The sequence below is a fragment of the Hydrogenophaga crocea genome (assembly GCF_011388215.1).
GTDB classification, from domain to species: Bacteria; Pseudomonadota; Gammaproteobacteria; order Burkholderiales; family Burkholderiaceae_C; genus Hydrogenophaga; species Hydrogenophaga crocea.
The window spans coordinates 466,225-482,494 of the sequence record NZ_CP049989.1; the positions used below are offsets into that span (position 1 = coordinate 466,225).

At 66.9% G+C, this 16,270-nt stretch carries 15 protein-coding genes; 4 read left to right on the plus strand and 11 right to left on the minus strand.

The genetic code is table 11. The features are described from left to right. Positions 1–10 precede the first annotated feature (10 nt). The 8 genes from leuC to G9Q37_RS02225 all read right to left on the minus strand — a co-directional run bounded on the left by leuC (position 11) and on the right by G9Q37_RS02225 (position 7,494). Positions 11–1,432 carry a 3-isopropylmalate dehydratase large subunit gene (gene leuC, locus G9Q37_RS02190; protein ID WP_166223944.1) on the minus strand — a complete coding sequence of 474 codons (1,422 nt, stop codon included), beginning with the start codon at positions 1,430–1,432 and terminating at the stop codon, positions 11–13. A gap of 120 nt (positions 1,433–1,552) precedes the next feature. Further along, positions 1,553–2,863, minus strand: a complete 1,311-nt coding sequence (locus G9Q37_RS02195) for a citrate synthase (RefSeq protein ID WP_166223947.1) — start codon at positions 2,861–2,863, stop codon at positions 1,553–1,555. Then, the gene (locus tag G9Q37_RS02200; RefSeq protein ID WP_166223950.1) at positions 2,860–3,165 is read right to left on the minus strand and encodes an FAD assembly factor SdhE; all 306 of its coding nucleotides are present in this window, start codon (positions 3,163–3,165) and stop codon (positions 2,860–2,862) included. Before G9Q37_RS02200 ends, G9Q37_RS02195 begins: the two co-directional genes overlap by 4 nt. Before the next feature lie 21 nt (positions 3,166–3,186). Next, the gene (locus G9Q37_RS02205) at positions 3,187–3,891 is read right to left on the minus strand and encodes a succinate dehydrogenase iron-sulfur subunit (protein WP_166223952.1); all 705 of its coding nucleotides are present in this window, start codon (positions 3,889–3,891) and stop codon (positions 3,187–3,189) included. Positions 3,892–3,911: 20 nt separating this feature from the next. Further along, positions 3,912–5,717 (minus strand): succinate dehydrogenase flavoprotein subunit, encoded by a 1,806-nt coding sequence (gene sdhA, locus G9Q37_RS02210; protein ID WP_166223955.1) that lies wholly within the window; start codon positions 5,715–5,717, stop codon positions 3,912–3,914. Between the two features lie 3 nt (positions 5,718–5,720). Continuing rightward, complete coding sequence (gene sdhD / locus G9Q37_RS02215) at positions 5,721–6,086, minus strand: succinate dehydrogenase, hydrophobic membrane anchor protein (protein ID WP_166223958.1); 366 nt, start codon at positions 6,084–6,086, stop codon at positions 5,721–5,723. Positions 6,087–6,106: 20 nt separating this feature from the next. Then, positions 6,107–6,538, minus strand: coding sequence for a succinate dehydrogenase, cytochrome b556 subunit (gene sdhC / locus G9Q37_RS02220; RefSeq protein WP_166223961.1), 432 nt, complete (start codon positions 6,536–6,538; stop codon positions 6,107–6,109). 161 nt (positions 6,539–6,699) lie between these two features. Beyond that, positions 6,700–7,494 carry a GntR family transcriptional regulator gene (locus G9Q37_RS02225; RefSeq protein ID WP_166223964.1) on the minus strand — a complete coding sequence of 265 codons (795 nt, stop codon included), beginning with the start codon at positions 7,492–7,494 and terminating at the stop codon, positions 6,700–6,702. A 200-nt stretch (positions 7,495–7,694) separates the two neighbouring features. Between G9Q37_RS02225 and G9Q37_RS02230 the strand changes: the two genes are divergently transcribed. The 3 genes from G9Q37_RS02230 to acnB are packed head-to-tail and all read left to right on the plus strand — an operon-like array spanning position 7,695 to position 12,309. Beyond that, positions 7,695–8,681 carry a malate dehydrogenase gene (locus G9Q37_RS02230; RefSeq protein ID WP_166223967.1) on the plus strand — a complete coding sequence of 329 codons (987 nt, stop codon included), beginning with the start codon at positions 7,695–7,697 and terminating at the stop codon, positions 8,679–8,681. Between the two features lie 8 nt (positions 8,682–8,689). After that, positions 8,690–9,676 carry an HpcH/HpaI aldolase/citrate lyase family protein gene (locus G9Q37_RS02235; protein WP_166230864.1) on the plus strand — a complete coding sequence of 329 codons (987 nt, stop codon included), beginning with the start codon at positions 8,690–8,692 and terminating at the stop codon, positions 9,674–9,676. A gap of 32 nt (positions 9,677–9,708) precedes the next feature. After that, positions 9,709–12,309 (plus strand): bifunctional aconitate hydratase 2/2-methylisocitrate dehydratase, encoded by a 2,601-nt coding sequence (acnB, locus tag G9Q37_RS02240; protein WP_166223969.1) that lies wholly within the window; start codon positions 9,709–9,711, stop codon positions 12,307–12,309. Positions 12,310–12,385: 76 nt separating this feature from the next. Here acnB and G9Q37_RS02245 read toward each other — a convergent pair whose 3' ends face one another. From G9Q37_RS02245 to G9Q37_RS02255, 3 genes are all read right to left on the minus strand, one after another. Continuing rightward, positions 12,386–14,305 carry a hypothetical protein gene (locus G9Q37_RS02245; RefSeq protein ID WP_166223972.1) on the minus strand — a complete coding sequence of 640 codons (1,920 nt, stop codon included), beginning with the start codon at positions 14,303–14,305 and terminating at the stop codon, positions 12,386–12,388. 24 nt (positions 14,306–14,329) lie between these two features. Then, positions 14,330–14,797 carry a type III secretion system chaperone family protein gene (locus G9Q37_RS02250; RefSeq protein WP_166223975.1) on the minus strand — a complete coding sequence of 156 codons (468 nt, stop codon included), beginning with the start codon at positions 14,795–14,797 and terminating at the stop codon, positions 14,330–14,332. 81 nt (positions 14,798–14,878) lie between these two features. Beyond that, complete coding sequence (locus tag G9Q37_RS02255; protein ID WP_166223977.1) at positions 14,879–15,688, minus strand: helix-turn-helix domain-containing protein; 810 nt, start codon at positions 15,686–15,688, stop codon at positions 14,879–14,881. Between the two features lie 112 nt (positions 15,689–15,800). On the opposite strand from G9Q37_RS02255, the gene G9Q37_RS02260 reads away from it, so the two are divergent. Next, the gene (locus G9Q37_RS02260) at positions 15,801–16,211 is read left to right on the plus strand and encodes a hypothetical protein (RefSeq protein ID WP_166223980.1); all 411 of its coding nucleotides are present in this window, start codon (positions 15,801–15,803) and stop codon (positions 16,209–16,211) included. Positions 16,212–16,270 lie beyond the last annotated feature (59 nt).

Below are 16,270 nucleotides of genomic sequence, written 5' to 3' on the forward strand. Positions count from 1 at the left end.
ATGGAGGCGTTCAGGCGAGGGTGCGAACGTCGACGAAATGACCGTGCACCGCGGCGGCGGCCGCCATGGCGGGCGACACGAGGTGGGTGCGGCCACCAGCGCCCTGGCGGCCTTCGAAGTTGCGGTTGCTGGTGGAGGCGCAGCGCTCGCCGGGCTCGAGGCGGTCGGCGTTCATGGCCAGGCACATGCTGCAGCCGGGCTCGCGCCATTCGAAGCCCGCGGCCCGGAAGATCTCGTGCAGGCCTTCGCGCTCGGCCTGGGCCTTCACCAGGCCCGAGCCCGGCACCACCATGGCGAGCTTGACGTTCTTGGCCACTTTCTGGCCGAGCTTCTTCACCATGGCCGCCGCCTCGCGCATGTCTTCGATGCGGCTGTTGGTGCACGAGCCGATGAAGACCTTGTCCACGAAGATGTCGTTGAGCGGCTTGCCGGGCTCCAGGCCCATGTACTGCAGCGCGCGCTCGATGGCGCCGCGCTTGCTGGCGTCCTTTTCCTTGTCGGGATCGGGCACGCGCGCGTCGATGCCCAGCACCATCTCGGGCGAGGTGCCCCAGGTGACCTGCGGCACGATCTGGGCCGCATCGAGTTCGACCACGGTGTCGAAGTGCGCCCCCGGGTCGGAGTGCAGCGTGCGCCAGTAGGCCACGGCCTGCTCCCATTCCACGCCGGTGGGCGCCAGCGGGCGGCCCTTCACGTACTCGATGGTCTTGTCGTCCACGGCCACCAGGCCGGCGCGCGCCCCGGCCTCGATGGCCATGTTGCACACCGTCATGCGGCCTTCCATGGACAGGCCGCGGATGGCGCTGCCCGCGAATTCGATGGTGTAGCCCGTGCCGCCCGCGGTGCCGATGCGGCCGATGATGGCGAGCACGACGTCCTTGGCGGTGACGCCCCTGGCCAGGGCGCCTTCCACCTTGATCAGCATGTTCTTGGCCTTCTTGGCCAGCAGGGTCTGCGTGGCCAGCACGTGCTCGACCTCGCTGGTGCCGATGCCGTGCGCCAGCGCACCGAAGGCACCGTGCGTGCTGGTGTGCGAGTCGCCGCAGACCACGGTCATGCCAGGCAGGGTGGCGCCGTTCTCGGGGCCAATCACGTGCACGATGCCCTGGCGCTGCGACAGGAAGGGGAAGAAGGCCGCGGCGCCGAACTCGGCGATGTTGGCGTCGAGCGTGGTGATCTGCTCTTTGCTGATCGGGTCGGCGATGCCGTCGTAGCCGCGCTCCCAGCCCGTGGTGGGCGTGTTGTGGTCGGCCGTGGCCACCACCGAGCTCACGCGCCAGACCTTGCGGCCGGCCTGGCGCAGGCCCTCGTAGGCCTGCGGGCTGGTGACTTCGTGCACCAGGTGGCGGTCGATGTAGAGAACGGCGGTGCCGTCTTCTTCGGTGTGGACGACGTGTTCGTCCCAGATCTTGTCGTAGAGCGTGCGGGCCATGGCTTGTCTCGGTGCGGCGGTTCGTGGGCCGGCCGACGATTTTACGTGCGCGGCGAAAAAACCACGCCCGCCGTGGCGAAGCGCCAGGGCGGGCGTGAGCGGATCAGGCGCAGACGCCGATCACTTCTTGGCGGCGGCCGGCACGTCGCGGCGCACCGAACCGGTGAAGAGCTGGCGCGGACGGCCGATCTTGTACTCGGGGTCGCTGATCATCTCGTTGAGCTGCGCGATCCAGCCCACGGTGCGGGCCAGCGCGAAGATGCCGGTGAACAGGTTGACCGGGATGCCGATCGCGCGCTGCACGATGCCCGAGTAGAAGTCGACGTTCGGGTAGAGCTTGCGCTGCACGAAGTAGTCGTCTTCGAGGGCGATCTTCTCGAGCTCTTTGGCGAGCTTGAACAGCGGGTCGTTGCCCAGGCCCAGCTCCTCGAGCACCTCGTTGCAGGTTTCCTGCATGAGCTTGGCGCGCGGGTCGTAGTTCTTGTACACGCGGTGGCCGAAGCCCATGAGCTTGACGCCGGAGTTCTTGTCCTTGACCTTCTCCATGAACTCGCCGACCTTGGCCACGCCGCCGTTGCGCTGGATGTCTTCGAGCATGTTCAGGCAGGCCTCGTTCGCGCCGCCGTGCGCGGGGCCCCAGAGGCAGGCCACACCGGCCGCGATGGCCGCGAAGGGGTTGGTGCCCGACGAGCCGCACAGGCGCACGGTGGAGGTGGAGGCGTTCTGCTCGTGGTCGGCGTGCAGGATGAAGATGCGGTCGAGCGCGCGCTCGAGCACCGGGTTGACCTTGTAGTCCTCGCAGGGCACGCCGAACATCATGCGCAGGAAGTTGCCCGCGTAGGACAGCTCGTTGCGCGGGTACATGTAGGGCTGGCCGACGCCGTACTTGTAGGCCATGGCCACCAGCGTGGGCATCTTGGCGATCAGGCGGATCGCCGAGATCTCGCGGTGCTGCGGGTTGTTGATGTCGGTGCTGTCGTGATAGAAGGCCGACAGACCGCCCACCAGGCCCGTGAGCACGGCCATGGGGTGGGCATCGCGGCGGAAGCCGCGCAGGAAGAACTGCATCTGCTCGTTGACCATGGTGTGGTTGGTCACGAGCTTGTGGAAGTCGGTGCGCTGTGTCTCGTCGGGCAGTTCGCCCTTGAGCAGCAGGTAGCACACGTCGAGGTAGTCGCAGTGCGTGGCGAGCTGCTCGATGGGGTAGCCGCGGTACAGCAGCTCGCCCTTGTCGCCGTCGATGTAGGTGATGGCCGACTGGCACGAAGCGGTGGACAGGAACCCCGGGTCATACGTGAACATGCCCGTCTGCGCGTACAGCTTGCGGATGTCGATCACATCGGGGCCGATGTTGCCGGCGTACACCGGCAGATCGACACTGGGGCTGCCGTTGGAGAACGTCAGGGTGGCCTTGTTGTCGACGAGTTTCATGCAGGTTCCTTGGTACTGGAGGTGGGGCTGACGTCGCGCAGCAGTGCGAGCACTTGCGTCACGTCGTCGCGTGCGAGTTCGCCCGAGAGGGGCTTGCGGCCGAGCAGCAGATCGAGCAGGTCGTTGTCCGACAGGTCCATCAGCAGGCCCAGGGCATCGGCCTGGCGCACCGTCAGGCCTTCGGCGTGACGGGCAAAAAAGCGCTCGATGAACAGGTCGTTCTCGAGCAGTCCACGGCGGCACCGCCAACGCAGCTTGCTCAGGCCGCGCGGGTCGAGGAGGGCGTCGTCGGTGCCGCTCATGGGGGTCTTCGATGGCCTCGGTCAGACCGAGCGCAGCACCATCATTTCCTTGATCTTGCCGATCGCCTTGGTGGGGTTCAGGCCCTTGGGGCAGACGTCCACGCAGTTCATGATGGTGTGGCAGCGGAACAGGCGGTACGGATCCTCGAGGTTGTCGAGGCGCTCGCCCGTGGCCTGGTCGCGGCTGTCGGCGATGAAGCGGTAGGCCTGCAGCAGGCCGGCGGGGCCCACGAACTTGTCGGGGTTCCACCAGAAGCTCGGGCAGCTCGTGGAGCAGCTCGCGCACAGGATGCACTCGTACAGGCCGTTGAGCTCTTCACGCTCTTCGGGCGACTGCAGGCGCTCTTTCTCGGGCGCGATGCTGTCGTTGATGAGGTAGGGCTTGATGCTGTGGTACTGCTTGAAGAACAGCGTCATGTCCACGATCAGGTCGCGCACCACCGGCAGGCCGGGCAGGGGCTTCAACACGATGTCGCCCTTGAGCGTGTTCATGTTGGTCAGGCAGGCCAGGCCGTTCTTGCCGTTGATGTTCATCGCGTCCGAGCCGCACACGCCTTCGCGGCACGAGCGGCGGAACGAGATGGACGGGTCCACGGCCTTGAGCTTCATCAGCGCGTCGAGCAGCATGCGCTCGTGCCCGTCGAGCTCGACCTGGATGGTCTGCATGTAGGGCTTGGCGTCCTTCTCGGGGTCGTAGCGGTAGATCTTGAAAGTGCGAAGTGCCATGGGTTGCTCCGTAAGCGGCTTCAGAAGGTGCGGACCTTGGGCGGGACGGATTCGACGGTGAGCGGCTTGAGGTTCACCGGCTTGTAGGTCAGCGAGTTGTCGGCGCTGTGCCACAGGGTGTGCTTCATCCACTCGGCGTCGTTGCGGCCCAGCGGGTACTGGGCGTCGTCGGCGGGACGCTCGTAGTCGTACACGGTGTGCGCGCCGCGGCATTCCTTGCGGGCGGCGGCCGAGGTCATGGTGGCCTGGGCGCACTCGATCAGGTTCTCGACTTCCAGCGCTTCGATGCGCGCGGTGTTGAAGACCTTGGACTTGTCCTTCAGACCGATCGCCTTCACGCGCTCGCGGATGGCATTGATCTTCTGCACGCCTTCGTCCATGCCGGCCTGGGTGCGGAACACGCCGGCGTGCTGCTGCATGGCCGAGCGGATGTCGTTGGCGACGTCCTGCGCGTATTCGCCGGTGGTGGCGTTGTCCAGGCGCGCCAGTCGGGCGAGCGTGAAGTCGGCGCCGTCCTTGGGCACGGGCTTGTGGGTCTTGTTCTTGTCGTTGTACTGCACGATGTGGTTGCCGGCCGCGCGGCCGAACACCAGCAGGTCGAGCAGCGAGTTGGTGCCCAGGCGGTTGGCGCCGTGCACGCTCACGCAGGAGCATTCGCCTACCGCGTACAGGCCGTTGACCACCTTCTGGCCACCGTTGCCGTCGGGCGTGACGACCTGGCCATTGATGTTGGTCGGGATGCCGCCCATCTGGTAGTGGATGGTGGGCACGACCGGGATCGGCTCGCGCGTGATGTCGACGTTGGCGAAGTTCACGCCGATCTCGTACACCGAAGGCAGGCGCTTGTGGATCGTGTCGGCGCTGAGGTAGCTGAAGTTCAGCAGCACGTAGTCCTTGTTGGGACCGCAGCCACGGCCTTCCTTGATTTCCTGGTCCATGCAGCGCGAGACGAAGTCGCGCGGCGCCAGGTCTTTGAGCGTGGGCGCATAGCGCTCCATGAAGCGCTCGCCTTCGCTGTTGACCAGGAAGGCGCCTTCACCGCGGCAACCCTCGGTGAGCAGCACGCCCGCGCCGGCCACGCCGGTGGGGTGGAACTGCCAGAACTCCATGTCCTGCAGCGGGATGCCCGCGCGCGCGGCCATGCCCAGGCCGTCGCCGGTGTTGATGAAGGCGTTGGTCGAGGCCGCGAAGATGCGGCCCGCGCCGCCCGTGGCCAGCAGCGTGGTCTTGGCTTCGAGCAGGTAGACCTCGCCGGTCTCCATCTCGAGCGCGGTCACGCCCACCACGTCGCCCTCGGCATCGCGCACCAGGTCGAGCGCCATCCATTCGACGAAGAAGGTGGTGCGCGCCGCCACGTTCTGCTGGTACAGCGTGTGCAGCATGGCGTGGCCGGTGCGGTCGGCCGCGGCACAGGCGCGCGGCACGGCCTTCTCGCCGTAGTTGGCGGTGTGGCCGCCGAACGGGCGCTGGTAGATGGTGCCGTCGGGGTTGCGGTCGAACGGCATGCCCATGTGCTCGAGCTCGTACACCACCTTGGGTGCTTCGCGGCACATGAACTCGATGGCGTCCTGGTCACCGAGCCAGTCGGAGCCCTTGATGGTGTCGTAGAAGTGGTAGTGCCAGTTGTCTTCGCTCATGTTGCCGAGCGAGGCGCCGATGCCGCCTTGCGCAGCCACGGTGTGCGAACGCGTGGGGAAGACCTTGGACAGCACGGCGACCTTGAGGCCGGCGCGCGCGAGCTGCAGCGAGGCGCGCATGCCGGAGCCACCGGCACCGACGATGACGACGTCGAACTGGCGCTTGTTGACAGGGGTGGGGGCGGACATGACTCAGATTCTCCAGAGAACTTGGACTGCCCAGCCAAGGCAGGCCAGCAGCCAGACCAGGGTGAACACGTGCATGACGACGCGCAGGCCCGCGGGCTTGACGTAGTCCATCCAGATGTCGCGAACGCCGACCCACACGTGGTAGGCCAGGGCCACGAACACCGCAAAGGTGAGGGCCTTCATCCATTGCGGGGCGAAGATGCCGGCCCAGCCTTCATAGCCGAGCGGGCCGCTGGTGAACAGCACCTTGGCGAGCACCACGAGGGTGAACAGCGCCATGAGCGCGGCCGTGATGCGTTGCGCGAGCCAGTCGCGCATGCCGTAGTGGGCGCCGGTGACGACGCGTTTGGAACCGTAGTTGACGGACATGGGAAGAACCTCGCGGGCGATCAGTACAGGCCGAACAGCTTGGCGCCCAGCACGACGGTCAGGCCGATGCTCAGCACCAGCGTGACCACGGCCGAGGACTTGCCGAACGACTTGGTCACGGCGTGGGTGGCGTCCATCCAGAGGTGGCGCACACCGGCGATGAAGTGATGCAGGTAGGCCCAGATGAGGGCAAGCACCACGAGCTTGAGGAACCAGCCCGGCACGAAGCCGATGCCGCCCTCGAAGGCGCCGACGAACACGTCGTGGGAGATCTCGGACGACACCGAGGTGTCGAACAGCCACACGATCAGTGGCAGCAACAGGAACATCAACAGGCCGCTGACGCGGTGCAGGATCGACACCCAGCCTGCGGCGGGCAGGCGGTAGGTGGTGAGATCCTTGAACGCGTTGATGTTGCGGAACTCGGGCCGCTTGTTGGTCAACTCGGGCATGGATGGGGCTTTCGTGGGAAAGGCGCTCGGGCGGGGGAAGGGGTTTGGCAACTCGCTGGTAACTCGTTCGTAACTCGCACCAGGAGCGGGCAAATTCTATTGCAACGCAGCAGGCCGTCGTGTACCTGACAAGCCGGTACCGAAGTGCCGTACGCGGGTTCTCAGCTCAATTCATTGCGGTAGTGGCGTGCGTCGGTGCGGTAAAGGCCCCGGCGCAGCTCCATGGGGGTGTCGTTGTAGGTGAAGGCCAGCCGCTCCACGCTGAGCAGCGGATGGCCAGGCGCGACGGCCAGGCGTTCGGCCGCTTCGGCATCGGCGCTCACGGCCTTGAGCTTCTCGACCGCGCGCACCATGCGCACGCCGAACTGCGATTCGAACAGCGCGTACATGGGGCCCTTGTCGCTGGCCAGGGTGTCGATGGTGAGCCCTTTGAAGGGGCCGCCGGGCAGCCAGATCTCTTCGAGGATCGCGGGCGTGCCGCCGAAGGCCAGCACGCGGCGCACCTGCAGCACGCCGTCACCGGTGCGCAGACCGAGCTGGCGCGCCACCTCGGCGCTCGCGCGCAGGCGGCGGCAGTCGATGATCTGGCGCTCGGCCGGGCCCTGCTCGTCGAGCGTGCCCTGGTCGGGCAGCAGGCGAAGGAAGCGGAACTGGATGTGCTGCTCGGCGTGGGTGGCCACAAAAGTGCCCTTGCCCTGGCGCCGCACCACGAGGTTGTCGGTGGCGAGTTCGTCGATGGCCTTGCGCACCGTGCCCTGGCTGACCTTGTAGCGCGCAGCGAGGTCGAACTCGCTCGGGATCATGTCGCCGGGTTTCCACTCGCCGGCCTGCAGGCTGCGCAGGATCAGACCCTTGATCTGCTGGTACAGCGGACTGAACGCAGGCGCCCCCGACTCGGCAGCGGTGCTGCCATCACCCGGTTGGGTTGTGTCGGAAGGAGAGGGCGATGTGGCCATGGGGGGTATGGGCGGCGCGGTGCCGCGGAGGCCAATGATATCTTATATAAGACATAAGACAAATTGACCGCCTAGGGTTTACGCGGGTACACTCCCGCCCGACTCAAGCCCCGATCGCCGCCACCGATACCCCGCGTGGCGCGCCGTTCCAGCGGCCCCGGTCCCTCCACATTCCAACACCCATCCCTGGAGCTCCCACCATGACCAAGAAGCCCGTTCGCGTCGCCGTCACCGGCGCCGCCGGCCAGATCGGCTACGCCCTGCTGTTCCGCATCGCCTCCGGCGAAATGCTCGGCAAGGACCAGCCCGTGATCCTGCAACTGCTGGAGATCCCGGACGAGAAGGCCCAGAAGGCGCTCAAGGGCGTGATGATGGAACTCGAAGACTGCGCCTTCCCGCTGCTGGCCGGCATGGAAGCCCACGCCGACCCGATGACCGCCTTCAAGGACACCGACTACGCGCTGCTCGTGGGCGCCCGTCCCCGCGGCCCCGGCATGGAGCGTGCCGACCTGCTGGCCGCCAACGCCCAGATCTTCACCGCCCAGGGCAAGGCCCTGAACGCCGTGGCCAGCCGCGACGTGAAGGTGCTGGTGGTCGGCAACCCCGCCAACACCAACGCCTACATCGCCATGAAGAGCGCGCCCAACCTGCCGCGCGAGAACTTCACCGCCATGCTGCGCCTGGACCACAACCGCGCCGCCAGCCAGATCGCCGCCAAGACCGGTGGCAAGGTCGGCGAGATCGAGAAGCTCACCGTGTGGGGCAACCACTCGCCCACCATGTACGCCGACTACCGCTTCGCCACCATCGGCGGCAAGAGCGTGAAAGACCTGATCAACGACCAGGTCTGGAACGAAACCGTGTTCCTGCCCACCGTGGGCAAGCGTGGCGCGGCCATCATCGAAGCGCGTGGCCTGTCGTCGGCCGCCTCGGCCGCCAACGCCGCCATCGACCACATGCGCGACTGGGCCCTGGGCTCCAACGGCAGGTGGGTCACCATGGGCGTGCCCTCCAACGGCGAGTACGGCATCCCCAAGGACGTGATGTTCGGCTTCCCGGTGACCACCGAAGGCGGCAAGTACAAGATCGTCGAAGGCCTGCCCATCGACGAGTTCAGCCAGAAGTGCATCGACAAGACCCTGGCCGAGCTCGTGGGCGAGCAGGACGGCGTCAAGCACCTGCTCTGATCCAGCCCCTGCGCGTGAACCCTCGCACCATCCTGCTCGGGCCCCAGGCCGGCGCCATCGCGCTGCCGGTCTGTGACCATTACAGCGGGGTCGAGGCGCGCATGCGCAAGAGCCTGTCGCTGCAGGCCGAACTCGCCGACGAGTTCGGCGCCTGCGTGTTCGACGTCACCCTGGACTGCGAAGACGGCGCCCCGGTGGGCGGCGAGGCCGAACACGCCGCGCTGGTCACCGAACTCGCGCTGTCGGCGCCACCGGGTGCGCGCGTCGCGGTGCGCGTGCACGCGGTCGACCACCCGGCTTTCGAGGCCGACATCGCCCACATCGTGGGCCGCGCGGGCGCCCGGCTGTGCCACGTGATGCTGCCCAAGGTCGAATCGGTGGCCGACGTGGACCGCGCCGCGGCCCTGCTCGATGCGGCTGGCGCCCCCACGCTCGCGCTGCACGCGCTCATCGAATCGCCCGCCGCGGTGCACCGCGCCTTCGACATCGCGGCCCACCCGCGTCTGCAGAGCCTGAGCTTCGGCCTGATGGATTTCGTGTCCGCGCACGGCGGGGCCATACCCTCGGCCGGCATGAGCTCGCAGGGCCAGTTCAGCCACCCGCTGGTGCTGCGCGCCAAGATCGAGATCGCCAGCGCCTGCCACGCGCACGGCAAGGTGCCCGCGCACGGCGTGGTCACCGAGTTCAAGGACCTGGCCGCGCTGCAGACCGCTGCGCGCCGCGCCGCGCACGAACTCGGGTTCACGCGCATGTGGAGCATCCACCCCGACCAGATCCGCCCCATCGTCGCGGCCTTCACGCCCGCGGCCGACGAGGTGGACGAAGCCGCCACCGTCATCGAGCGCGCCGCTGCCGCGGCCTGGGCGCCGGTGCAGGTGGGTGGCCGCCTGCACGACCGCGCGAGCTACCGCTACTACTGGCAGGTGCTCGAACGCGCCCAACGCACCGGGCGCGGCCTGCCCGCGCCGGTGCAAGCCCTGTTCGCCGCCACCTGACCCCTCATTTGTTTGTCCCACGGAGAAACCCCATGTCCAACTTCCTCGCCGACTACCGCGCCCACGCCGCCGAACGCGCCGCGCTGGGCATTCCGCCGCTGCCGCTTTCGGCGCAGCAGGTGGCCGACCTGATCGAGCTGATCAAGACCCCGCCCGGTGGCGAAGAAGCCTTCCTGCTGGAGCTGCTCACGCACCGCGTGCCGCCCGGCGTGGACGACGCGGCCAAGGTCAAAGCCAGCTTCCTGGCGGCCGTGGCCCACGGCGACATTCAGGTGGGCCTGATCGACAAGGCCAAGGCCACCGAGCTGCTGGGCACCATGGTGGGCGGCTACAACGTGCACCCGCTGATCGAGCTGCTCGACGACCCGGGCGTGGCCGCCGTGGCGGCCGAGGGCCTGAAGAAGACCCTGCTGATGTTCGACTACTTCAACGACGTGGCGGCCAAGGCCAAGGCCGGCAACGCCAAGGCGCAGGAAGTGATGAAGAGCTGGGCCGATGCCGAGTGGTTCACCTCGCGCCCCGAAGTGCCCAAGAGCATCACCGTCACCGTGTTCAAGGTGCCCGGCGAGACCAACACCGACGACCTCTCGCCCGCGCCCGATGCGTGGAGCCGCCCGGACATCCCGCTGCACTACCTCGCCATGCTCAAGAACACGCGTGCCGACGCGGCGTTCAAGCCCGAGGAAGACGGCAAGCGCGGCCCGATGCAGTTCATCGAGGACCTCAAAAAGAAGGGCCACCTCGTGGCCTACGTGGGCGACGTGGTGGGCACCGGCTCCTCGCGCAAGTCGGCCACCAACTCGGTGATCTGGGCCACGGGCCAGGACATCCCCTTCGTGCCCAACAAACGCTTTGGCGGCGTCACGCTCGGCGGCAAGATCGCGCCCATCTTCTTCAACACGCAGGAAGACTCGGGCTCGCTGCCGATCGAAGTGGACGTGAGCAAGCTCGAAATGGGTGACGTGATCGAGGTGCTGCCCTACGACGGCAAGATCACCAAGAACGGCGCCGAGGTGGCGACGTTCGCGCTCAAGAGCGACGTGCTGCTCGACGAGGTGCGTGCCGGCGGCCGCATCAACCTCATCATCGGCCGCAGCCTGACCGCCAAGGCGCGCGAGTTCCTGGGCCTGCCGGCCTCCACCGCGTTCCGCCTGCCGCAGGCCCCGGCCGCGAGCAAGGCCGGCTTCACGCTGGCGCAGAAGATGGTGGGCCGCGCGGTCGGTCTGCCCGAAGGCCAGGGCGTGCGCCCCGGCACCTACTGCGAGCCCAAGATGACCACCGTGGGCAGCCAGGACACCACCGGCCCCATGACGCGCGACGAACTGAAAGACCTGGCCTGCCTGGGCTTCAGCGCCGACCTCGTGATGCAGTCGTTCTGCCACACCGCGGCCTATCCCAAGCCCGTGGACGTGAAGACCCACCGCGAGCTGCCCGCCTTCATCAGCAACCGCGGCGGCGTGGCCCTGCGCCCCGGCGACGGTGTGATCCACAGCTGGCTCAACCGCCTGCTGCTGCCCGACACCGTGGGCACCGGTGGCGACTCGCACACCCGCTTCCCGATCGGCATCAGCTTCCCCGCCGGCTCGGGCCTCGTGGCCTTCGGCGCCGCCACCGGCGTGATGCCGCTGGACATGCCCGAGTCGGTGCTGGTGCGCTTCAAGGGCCAGATGCAGCCCGGCGTGACGCTGCGCGATCTGGTGCACGCGATCCCGCTGTACGCCATCAAGGCCGGTCTGCTGACCGTGGCCAAGGCCGGCAAGAAGAACGTGTTCTCGGGCCGCATCCTCGAGATCGAAGGGCTGCCCGACCTCAAGGTGGAACAGGCCTTCGAGCTGTCCGACGCGAGCGCCGAGCGCTCGGCCGCGGGCTGCACCATCAAGCTCAACCCCGAGCCGATCAAGGAATACCTCACCAGCAACATCGTGCTGATGAAGAACATGATCGCCGACGGCTACCAGGACGCCAAAACCCTGCAGCGCCGCATCGAGAAGGTCGAGGCCTGGCTGGCGAACCCGCAGCTGCTCGAAGCCGACAAGGACGCCGAGTACGCGGCCGTGATCGAGATCGATCTGGCCGACATCAAGGAGCCCATCGTCTGCTGCCCGAACGACCCGGACGACGCCAAGTTCATGTCCGAAGTGGCCGGCACCAAGATCGACGAAGCCTTCATTGGCAGCTGCATGACCAACATCGGCCACTTCCGCGCCGCGGCCAAGCTGCTGGGCGGCCAGCGCGACATCCCGGTGAAGCTGTGGGTGGCGCCGCCCACCAAGATGGACCAGAGCGAGCTGATCAAGGAAGGCCACTACGCGGCCTTCGGCACCGCCGGTGCACGCACCGAAATGCCCGGCTGCAGCCTGTGCATGGGCAACCAGGCCCAGGTGCGCGAAGGCGCCACGGTGGTCAGCACCAGCACCCGCAACTTCCCGAACCGCCTGGGCAAGAACACCAACGTGTTCCTGGCCTCGGCCGAACTGGCGGCCATCGCGTCCAAGCTGGGCCGCATCCCGACCGTGGCCGAGTACCACGCCGAGATGGGCATCATCAACAAGGACGCCGCCAGCGTGTACCGCTACATGAACTTCGACCAGATCGAGGAGTACGCGGACGTGGCCAAGGGCGTGACGGCCTGAGGACGGTTGTCCGTCGCCCAAACAGAAAAGGGCGCCCCCATGGGGGCGCCCTTTTTCATGGGCCTTTGGCGCTCGCTCAGCGCTTTGCGAACACCGATCTGATCTGCCGAAGCGCATCCCCGGGGAAATCTTTGAGCCTGCGGCCAGAGGTGTCTTCCTTCACACCCCGCGTTGGGGCAAAGGGGCTGCCTTTTGTGCTCGCCAAAGCTTCAGCGATTTCCTGGGCAGAGGACTCCACATTTGATGGCGTCTGCTTGGAGCGGGGGAAACTGGTCATGTACTTCAAGCCCATGTTGCGGCTCAACGCCTTTCGCCTGGCTGCGGTGACTTGTTCGAGCTCTTGAAGGTTCTTCACCGCGTGGTCACTCGACAAAGGCGCCCCCGTCGTCTGTTTGGGTTCCTTATCCAGGCGCTTCGTCTGGGCCATCAAGCGTTCGCTTTCTTGCCTGTCTTTTTCCTGTCTTGCGTCCAATTCTTCGATCGTGGCTTTCAGCTTTGCATCCGATTCGTCATGGATCTTTTGCGCGGCTTCATTCGCCGCACGAAGCGCGTCGACTTCCTTTCCCATCTTTCGGGCTGTGCGTTTCACGGCATCGAGGCCTGAATCCTTCGGCGCTTGGGCGGGATTGCGCGGATCCTGGGCGACGCGTTGCCGCAGTTCCTCGAGCAGTTCAGGTGAAGGATGCAGGCTGTTGAATATGGGGTTGACGCTTTTTTCCGTCGATTCGGCTGCTGGTGGACTGTCATTCTTGCCGGTCGACGGCTTTGCGGATTTGATCTGCTGCTTTCGAAGAGCCTGGAACTCAGCATCCGGCATGTCAATGATGCTTTCGACCGTGTCTTGAAGCTGTGTTGCGGTCGTTGGACTCAATGCATGGGGGCGATCGTCGCTTTGGGATTCGTCTTCCTCCGCAGGCCCTGAATCGTCGGCTTGTCGCGAAGTTGCCAAGGCGGAGGAGGAAGTCTGTGGAATCCCTGCAGCGTTGGTGGCGCTGCCAAAAAGACCGCCTTGGGTTTCAACAACCTGTTTGAAGCCGCTGACCAGATATTCAACTTCATCGTTGACATCTTCGTCCGCCACAACAAGATTCCTTTGTGCGATCTCCAGCGACCTCACCATCTCATCGAGGCCATCGCCAGCGCTTTCGTCTTCGTTCAAGGCTTGATACAGGGTGACCAAGTCGGGGGGCAAGCCGTCAAAGGCAGTCGCGGCCTCCTGCTGCAACTGTGGAGCCACCTTCACACCGGCTGTGCAGGCCGCTCGTTGTGCGGGCTTGGGCAGCATTTCGATCTCGTTGATAAGCTGATCCAGTTCGACATCCACGCGCTTCGAGCTCGCTTGCACAGCCAGCCGGTTGGCCTCGGCGGCATGGGCTTTCGCCAGTGCCGTGGTTTCCGCGCTTGCAATCCGGGCAAGCGAAACACAATCCTGGGACGCTTGCGAGAAAACGGCTTTCAGGCCATCGAACTTGTCCGATTCATAGCCAGACGCTTTGATCGCTTCGTCAAGCATCTTTTGCAGGCCGGCATAAAACACAGTCATGTCTGTGCAGATCGCCACGCTTTTCTGGCGGGCAGCGATCGCAGGATCGTCCGAGTAAACCCTGGCCGTTGAGATCGGCGGGTATGGGATCAAGTCTTGTGGCGGTTCGGGTTGGGTCGAGTCTTCGTGCAATTCGAAGAGCTCGGGCGGATCGAAAAGCTTCTCGTCCCAAGCGCCACGGCAGGCTTGTACGAGTTGGTTGTCCGGATGGTCGTTCAAACCCAGGGCTTCTGTGGTCGAGCGATGCGCCAAGGAATCGTCCATCGTCGCGTCGCTCGAACCGACCATGCCTTCACTCAAGAGAAGCGTCTTGGCGCTCCCCGTGTCGACCGGCCTTGTTTCTTCACGGCCGTTCTCGATGGGCGTGAGGTTGGGGCTGATGCCCACGGTTTTGGGTTGGAGCGGTTTGGAGTGGCCCGGTCTTCTGAAAATGAGGTTGTCGCTTCGGGGCATGGGGCTTCCGTTCAGGTGAGAGGTTCAGGCGCGCACGGCCGCGCTTTGCAGCAAGGCGGCGCGGTGGTCTTTGTCCAGCGAGAGATCGTTCGATGCACCGAGATCGCGCCGCCAATCGAGCACCTGCCCTGCGGTGTCGCGCACCAGCTGCGCGAGCCAGTCTTCTGGCGCCACGCCCTGATGGGGCGGCGTGGCCGTGAGGCACAGCAGCGTGGTCTTGCGCATGGCGTGAAAGCCGAAACGCAGGTTGGGGTGGTCGGTGGTCATGAGCTGCAGCGTGAGCAGGTGCTCGTGCACCGCGGCGCGCTGGGCTTCGGGGAAAAGGGCGATTTCGGCCAGCAGCAGGAAGTGGGCGCTGGGCTCGCGGTGGTGCAGTTCGATGTGCACGCCGTCGAGCGTGACGGTGTGGCCCCGGCCCAGGGCATGGGGATCGGCCAGGTTCAGCGCCAGGCTGGCACGGTGGCACAGGGTGTCGAACTGCTCACGGGTCATGGCGGGGCGCGGGTGGGCTGCGTCCTGCCTCAGTAACCCGTCCCGGGGAGCGGTTCCGGCCCTCCCGGGCCGGCGGGTCGATCAGCCGGCGCTGGCCAGCGCCCTCAGCCGTTCGGCCGTGGCCTCGTCGGCGGGGAAGAAGGTCTCCAGCGCCAGTTCCTGCAGGGTGATGTCGACCGCCGTGCCGAAGACCGTGGTGGTGCTCACGAGGTGGAGTTCGCCCACGGGGGTGTCGAAGCGGAATGGCATGAGCACACCCAGGTGCTCGCCGGGCAGCGCCGCGTCGGCCGCAGGCGGCGGCGCCGGCAGTGCGCGCAGCTCCTCGGCCAGCGTGGCCAGCACGCCGTCGCCCGTGGCGGCGATCTGCTGGCGCAGGCGCTCCAGCAAGTGCTCGCGCCATTGCGGCAGGTTGTGGATGCGCGGCGCCAGGCCTTGCGGGTGCAGGCTCAGGCGCAGCACGTTCACGGGCGGCTGCAGCAGCGCAGGCGCCACGCCCTGCAGGAGCAGCGGCACGAGCCGGTTGTGCATCACGAGGTTCCAGTGGCGGTCCATGGCCAGGGCGGGCCAGGGCTCGTGCGCATCGAGGATGCGCTGCACCGCCGCGCGTGCCGCCGCCATGGCCGGATCGTCGAGCGCACGCTCGCGGTACATGGGCGCATAGCCCGCGGCCACCAGCAGGGCGTTGCGTTCGCGGGGCGGCAGCTGCAGGCGTTCGGCCAGGCGCATCACCATTTCGCGGCTCGGGCTGGCGCGGCCGGTTTCCACGCAGCTCAGGTGGCGCGTGGACACCTCGGCCTGCAGCGCGAGTTCGAGTTGGCTCAGGCGGCGGCGCTGGCGCCACTGGCGCAGGCGTTCGCCGAAGGGGGCGGGGGCGGCGTGGTGGGCGTGCATGGGGCCATGGTAGGGCGGGCGTGCGCGGCCGCCATGACCTGCGGGGTCATGGACCCGCTGCGGGGGCATGGCCACCATGGGCCGCCTGTTCAACCCCCTCAGGAGATCCTCCATGAACCTTGCCACGCTCCACCTTCCCACCCGCCAGCTGCGCCAGGTGCTGGCCTTCGACGCCCTGGCCGGTGCGGGACTGGCCGCGCTGCACCTGGCGCTCGCCGCCCCGCTGGCGGCCTGGTTCGGCCTGTCCGAGGCCCTGCTCACCGCCATGGGCTGGGCCCTGCCGGTCTACGCGCTGCTGGCCGGCCTGTTGGCGCGCCAGCGCACGCCCTCGCGCGCCTGGCTGCTGCTGCTGGTGCTGGGCAATCTGGGCTGGGCGCTGGCCTGCCTGGCGCTGGCCTGGGGCGGCACCGGGGTGACGCCGCTGGGCCAGGCCTACCTCACGGCGTTCGCGGTCGCGGTGCTGGTGCTGGCCGATCTGGAGTTCCTGGGCTGGCGGGCGCCCGGGCTGCGGCCGGCGGTGTGACGCAGCCCGTGCAGGGGGCAATCGGGCGCCGCGCTTGCGGTGTCTGCAGAAGGCCGCAG

Coding starts and splice junctions, on each gene's coding strand:
- leuC (WP_166223944.1), bottom strand. CDS start 1,432: ATGGCCCGCACGCTCTACGACAAGATCTGGGACGAACACGTCGTCCAC.
- G9Q37_RS02195 (WP_166223947.1), bottom strand. CDS start 2,863: ATGAAACTCGTCGACAACAAGGCCACCCTGACGTTCTCCAACGGCAGC.
- G9Q37_RS02200 (WP_166223950.1), bottom strand. CDS start 3,165: ATGAGCGGCACCGACGACGCCCTCCTCGACCCGCGCGGCCTGAGCAAG.
- G9Q37_RS02205 (WP_166223952.1), bottom strand. CDS start 3,891: ATGGCACTTCGCACTTTCAAGATCTACCGCTACGACCCCGAGAAGGAC.
- sdhA (WP_166223955.1), bottom strand. CDS start 5,717: ATGTCCGCCCCCACCCCTGTCAACAAGCGCCAGTTCGACGTCGTCATC.
- sdhD (WP_166223958.1), bottom strand. CDS start 6,086: ATGTCCGTCAACTACGGTTCCAAACGCGTCGTCACCGGCGCCCACTAC.
- sdhC (WP_166223961.1), bottom strand. CDS start 6,538: ATGCCCGAGTTGACCAACAAGCGGCCCGAGTTCCGCAACATCAACGCG.
- G9Q37_RS02225 (WP_166223964.1), bottom strand. CDS start 7,494: ATGGCCACATCGCCCTCTCCTTCCGACACAACCCAACCGGGTGATGGC.
- G9Q37_RS02230 (WP_166223967.1), top strand. CDS start 7,695: ATGACCAAGAAGCCCGTTCGCGTCGCCGTCACCGGCGCCGCCGGCCAG.
- acnB (WP_166223969.1), top strand. CDS start 9,709: ATGTCCAACTTCCTCGCCGACTACCGCGCCCACGCCGCCGAACGCGCC.
- G9Q37_RS02245 (WP_166223972.1), bottom strand. CDS start 14,305: ATGCCCCGAAGCGACAACCTCATTTTCAGAAGACCGGGCCACTCCAAA.
- G9Q37_RS02250 (WP_166223975.1), bottom strand. CDS start 14,797: ATGACCCGTGAGCAGTTCGACACCCTGTGCCACCGTGCCAGCCTGGCG.
- G9Q37_RS02255 (WP_166223977.1), bottom strand. CDS start 15,688: ATGCACGCCCACCACGCCGCCCCCGCCCCCTTCGGCGAACGCCTGCGC.
- G9Q37_RS02260 (WP_166223980.1), top strand. CDS start 15,801: ATGAACCTTGCCACGCTCCACCTTCCCACCCGCCAGCTGCGCCAGGTG.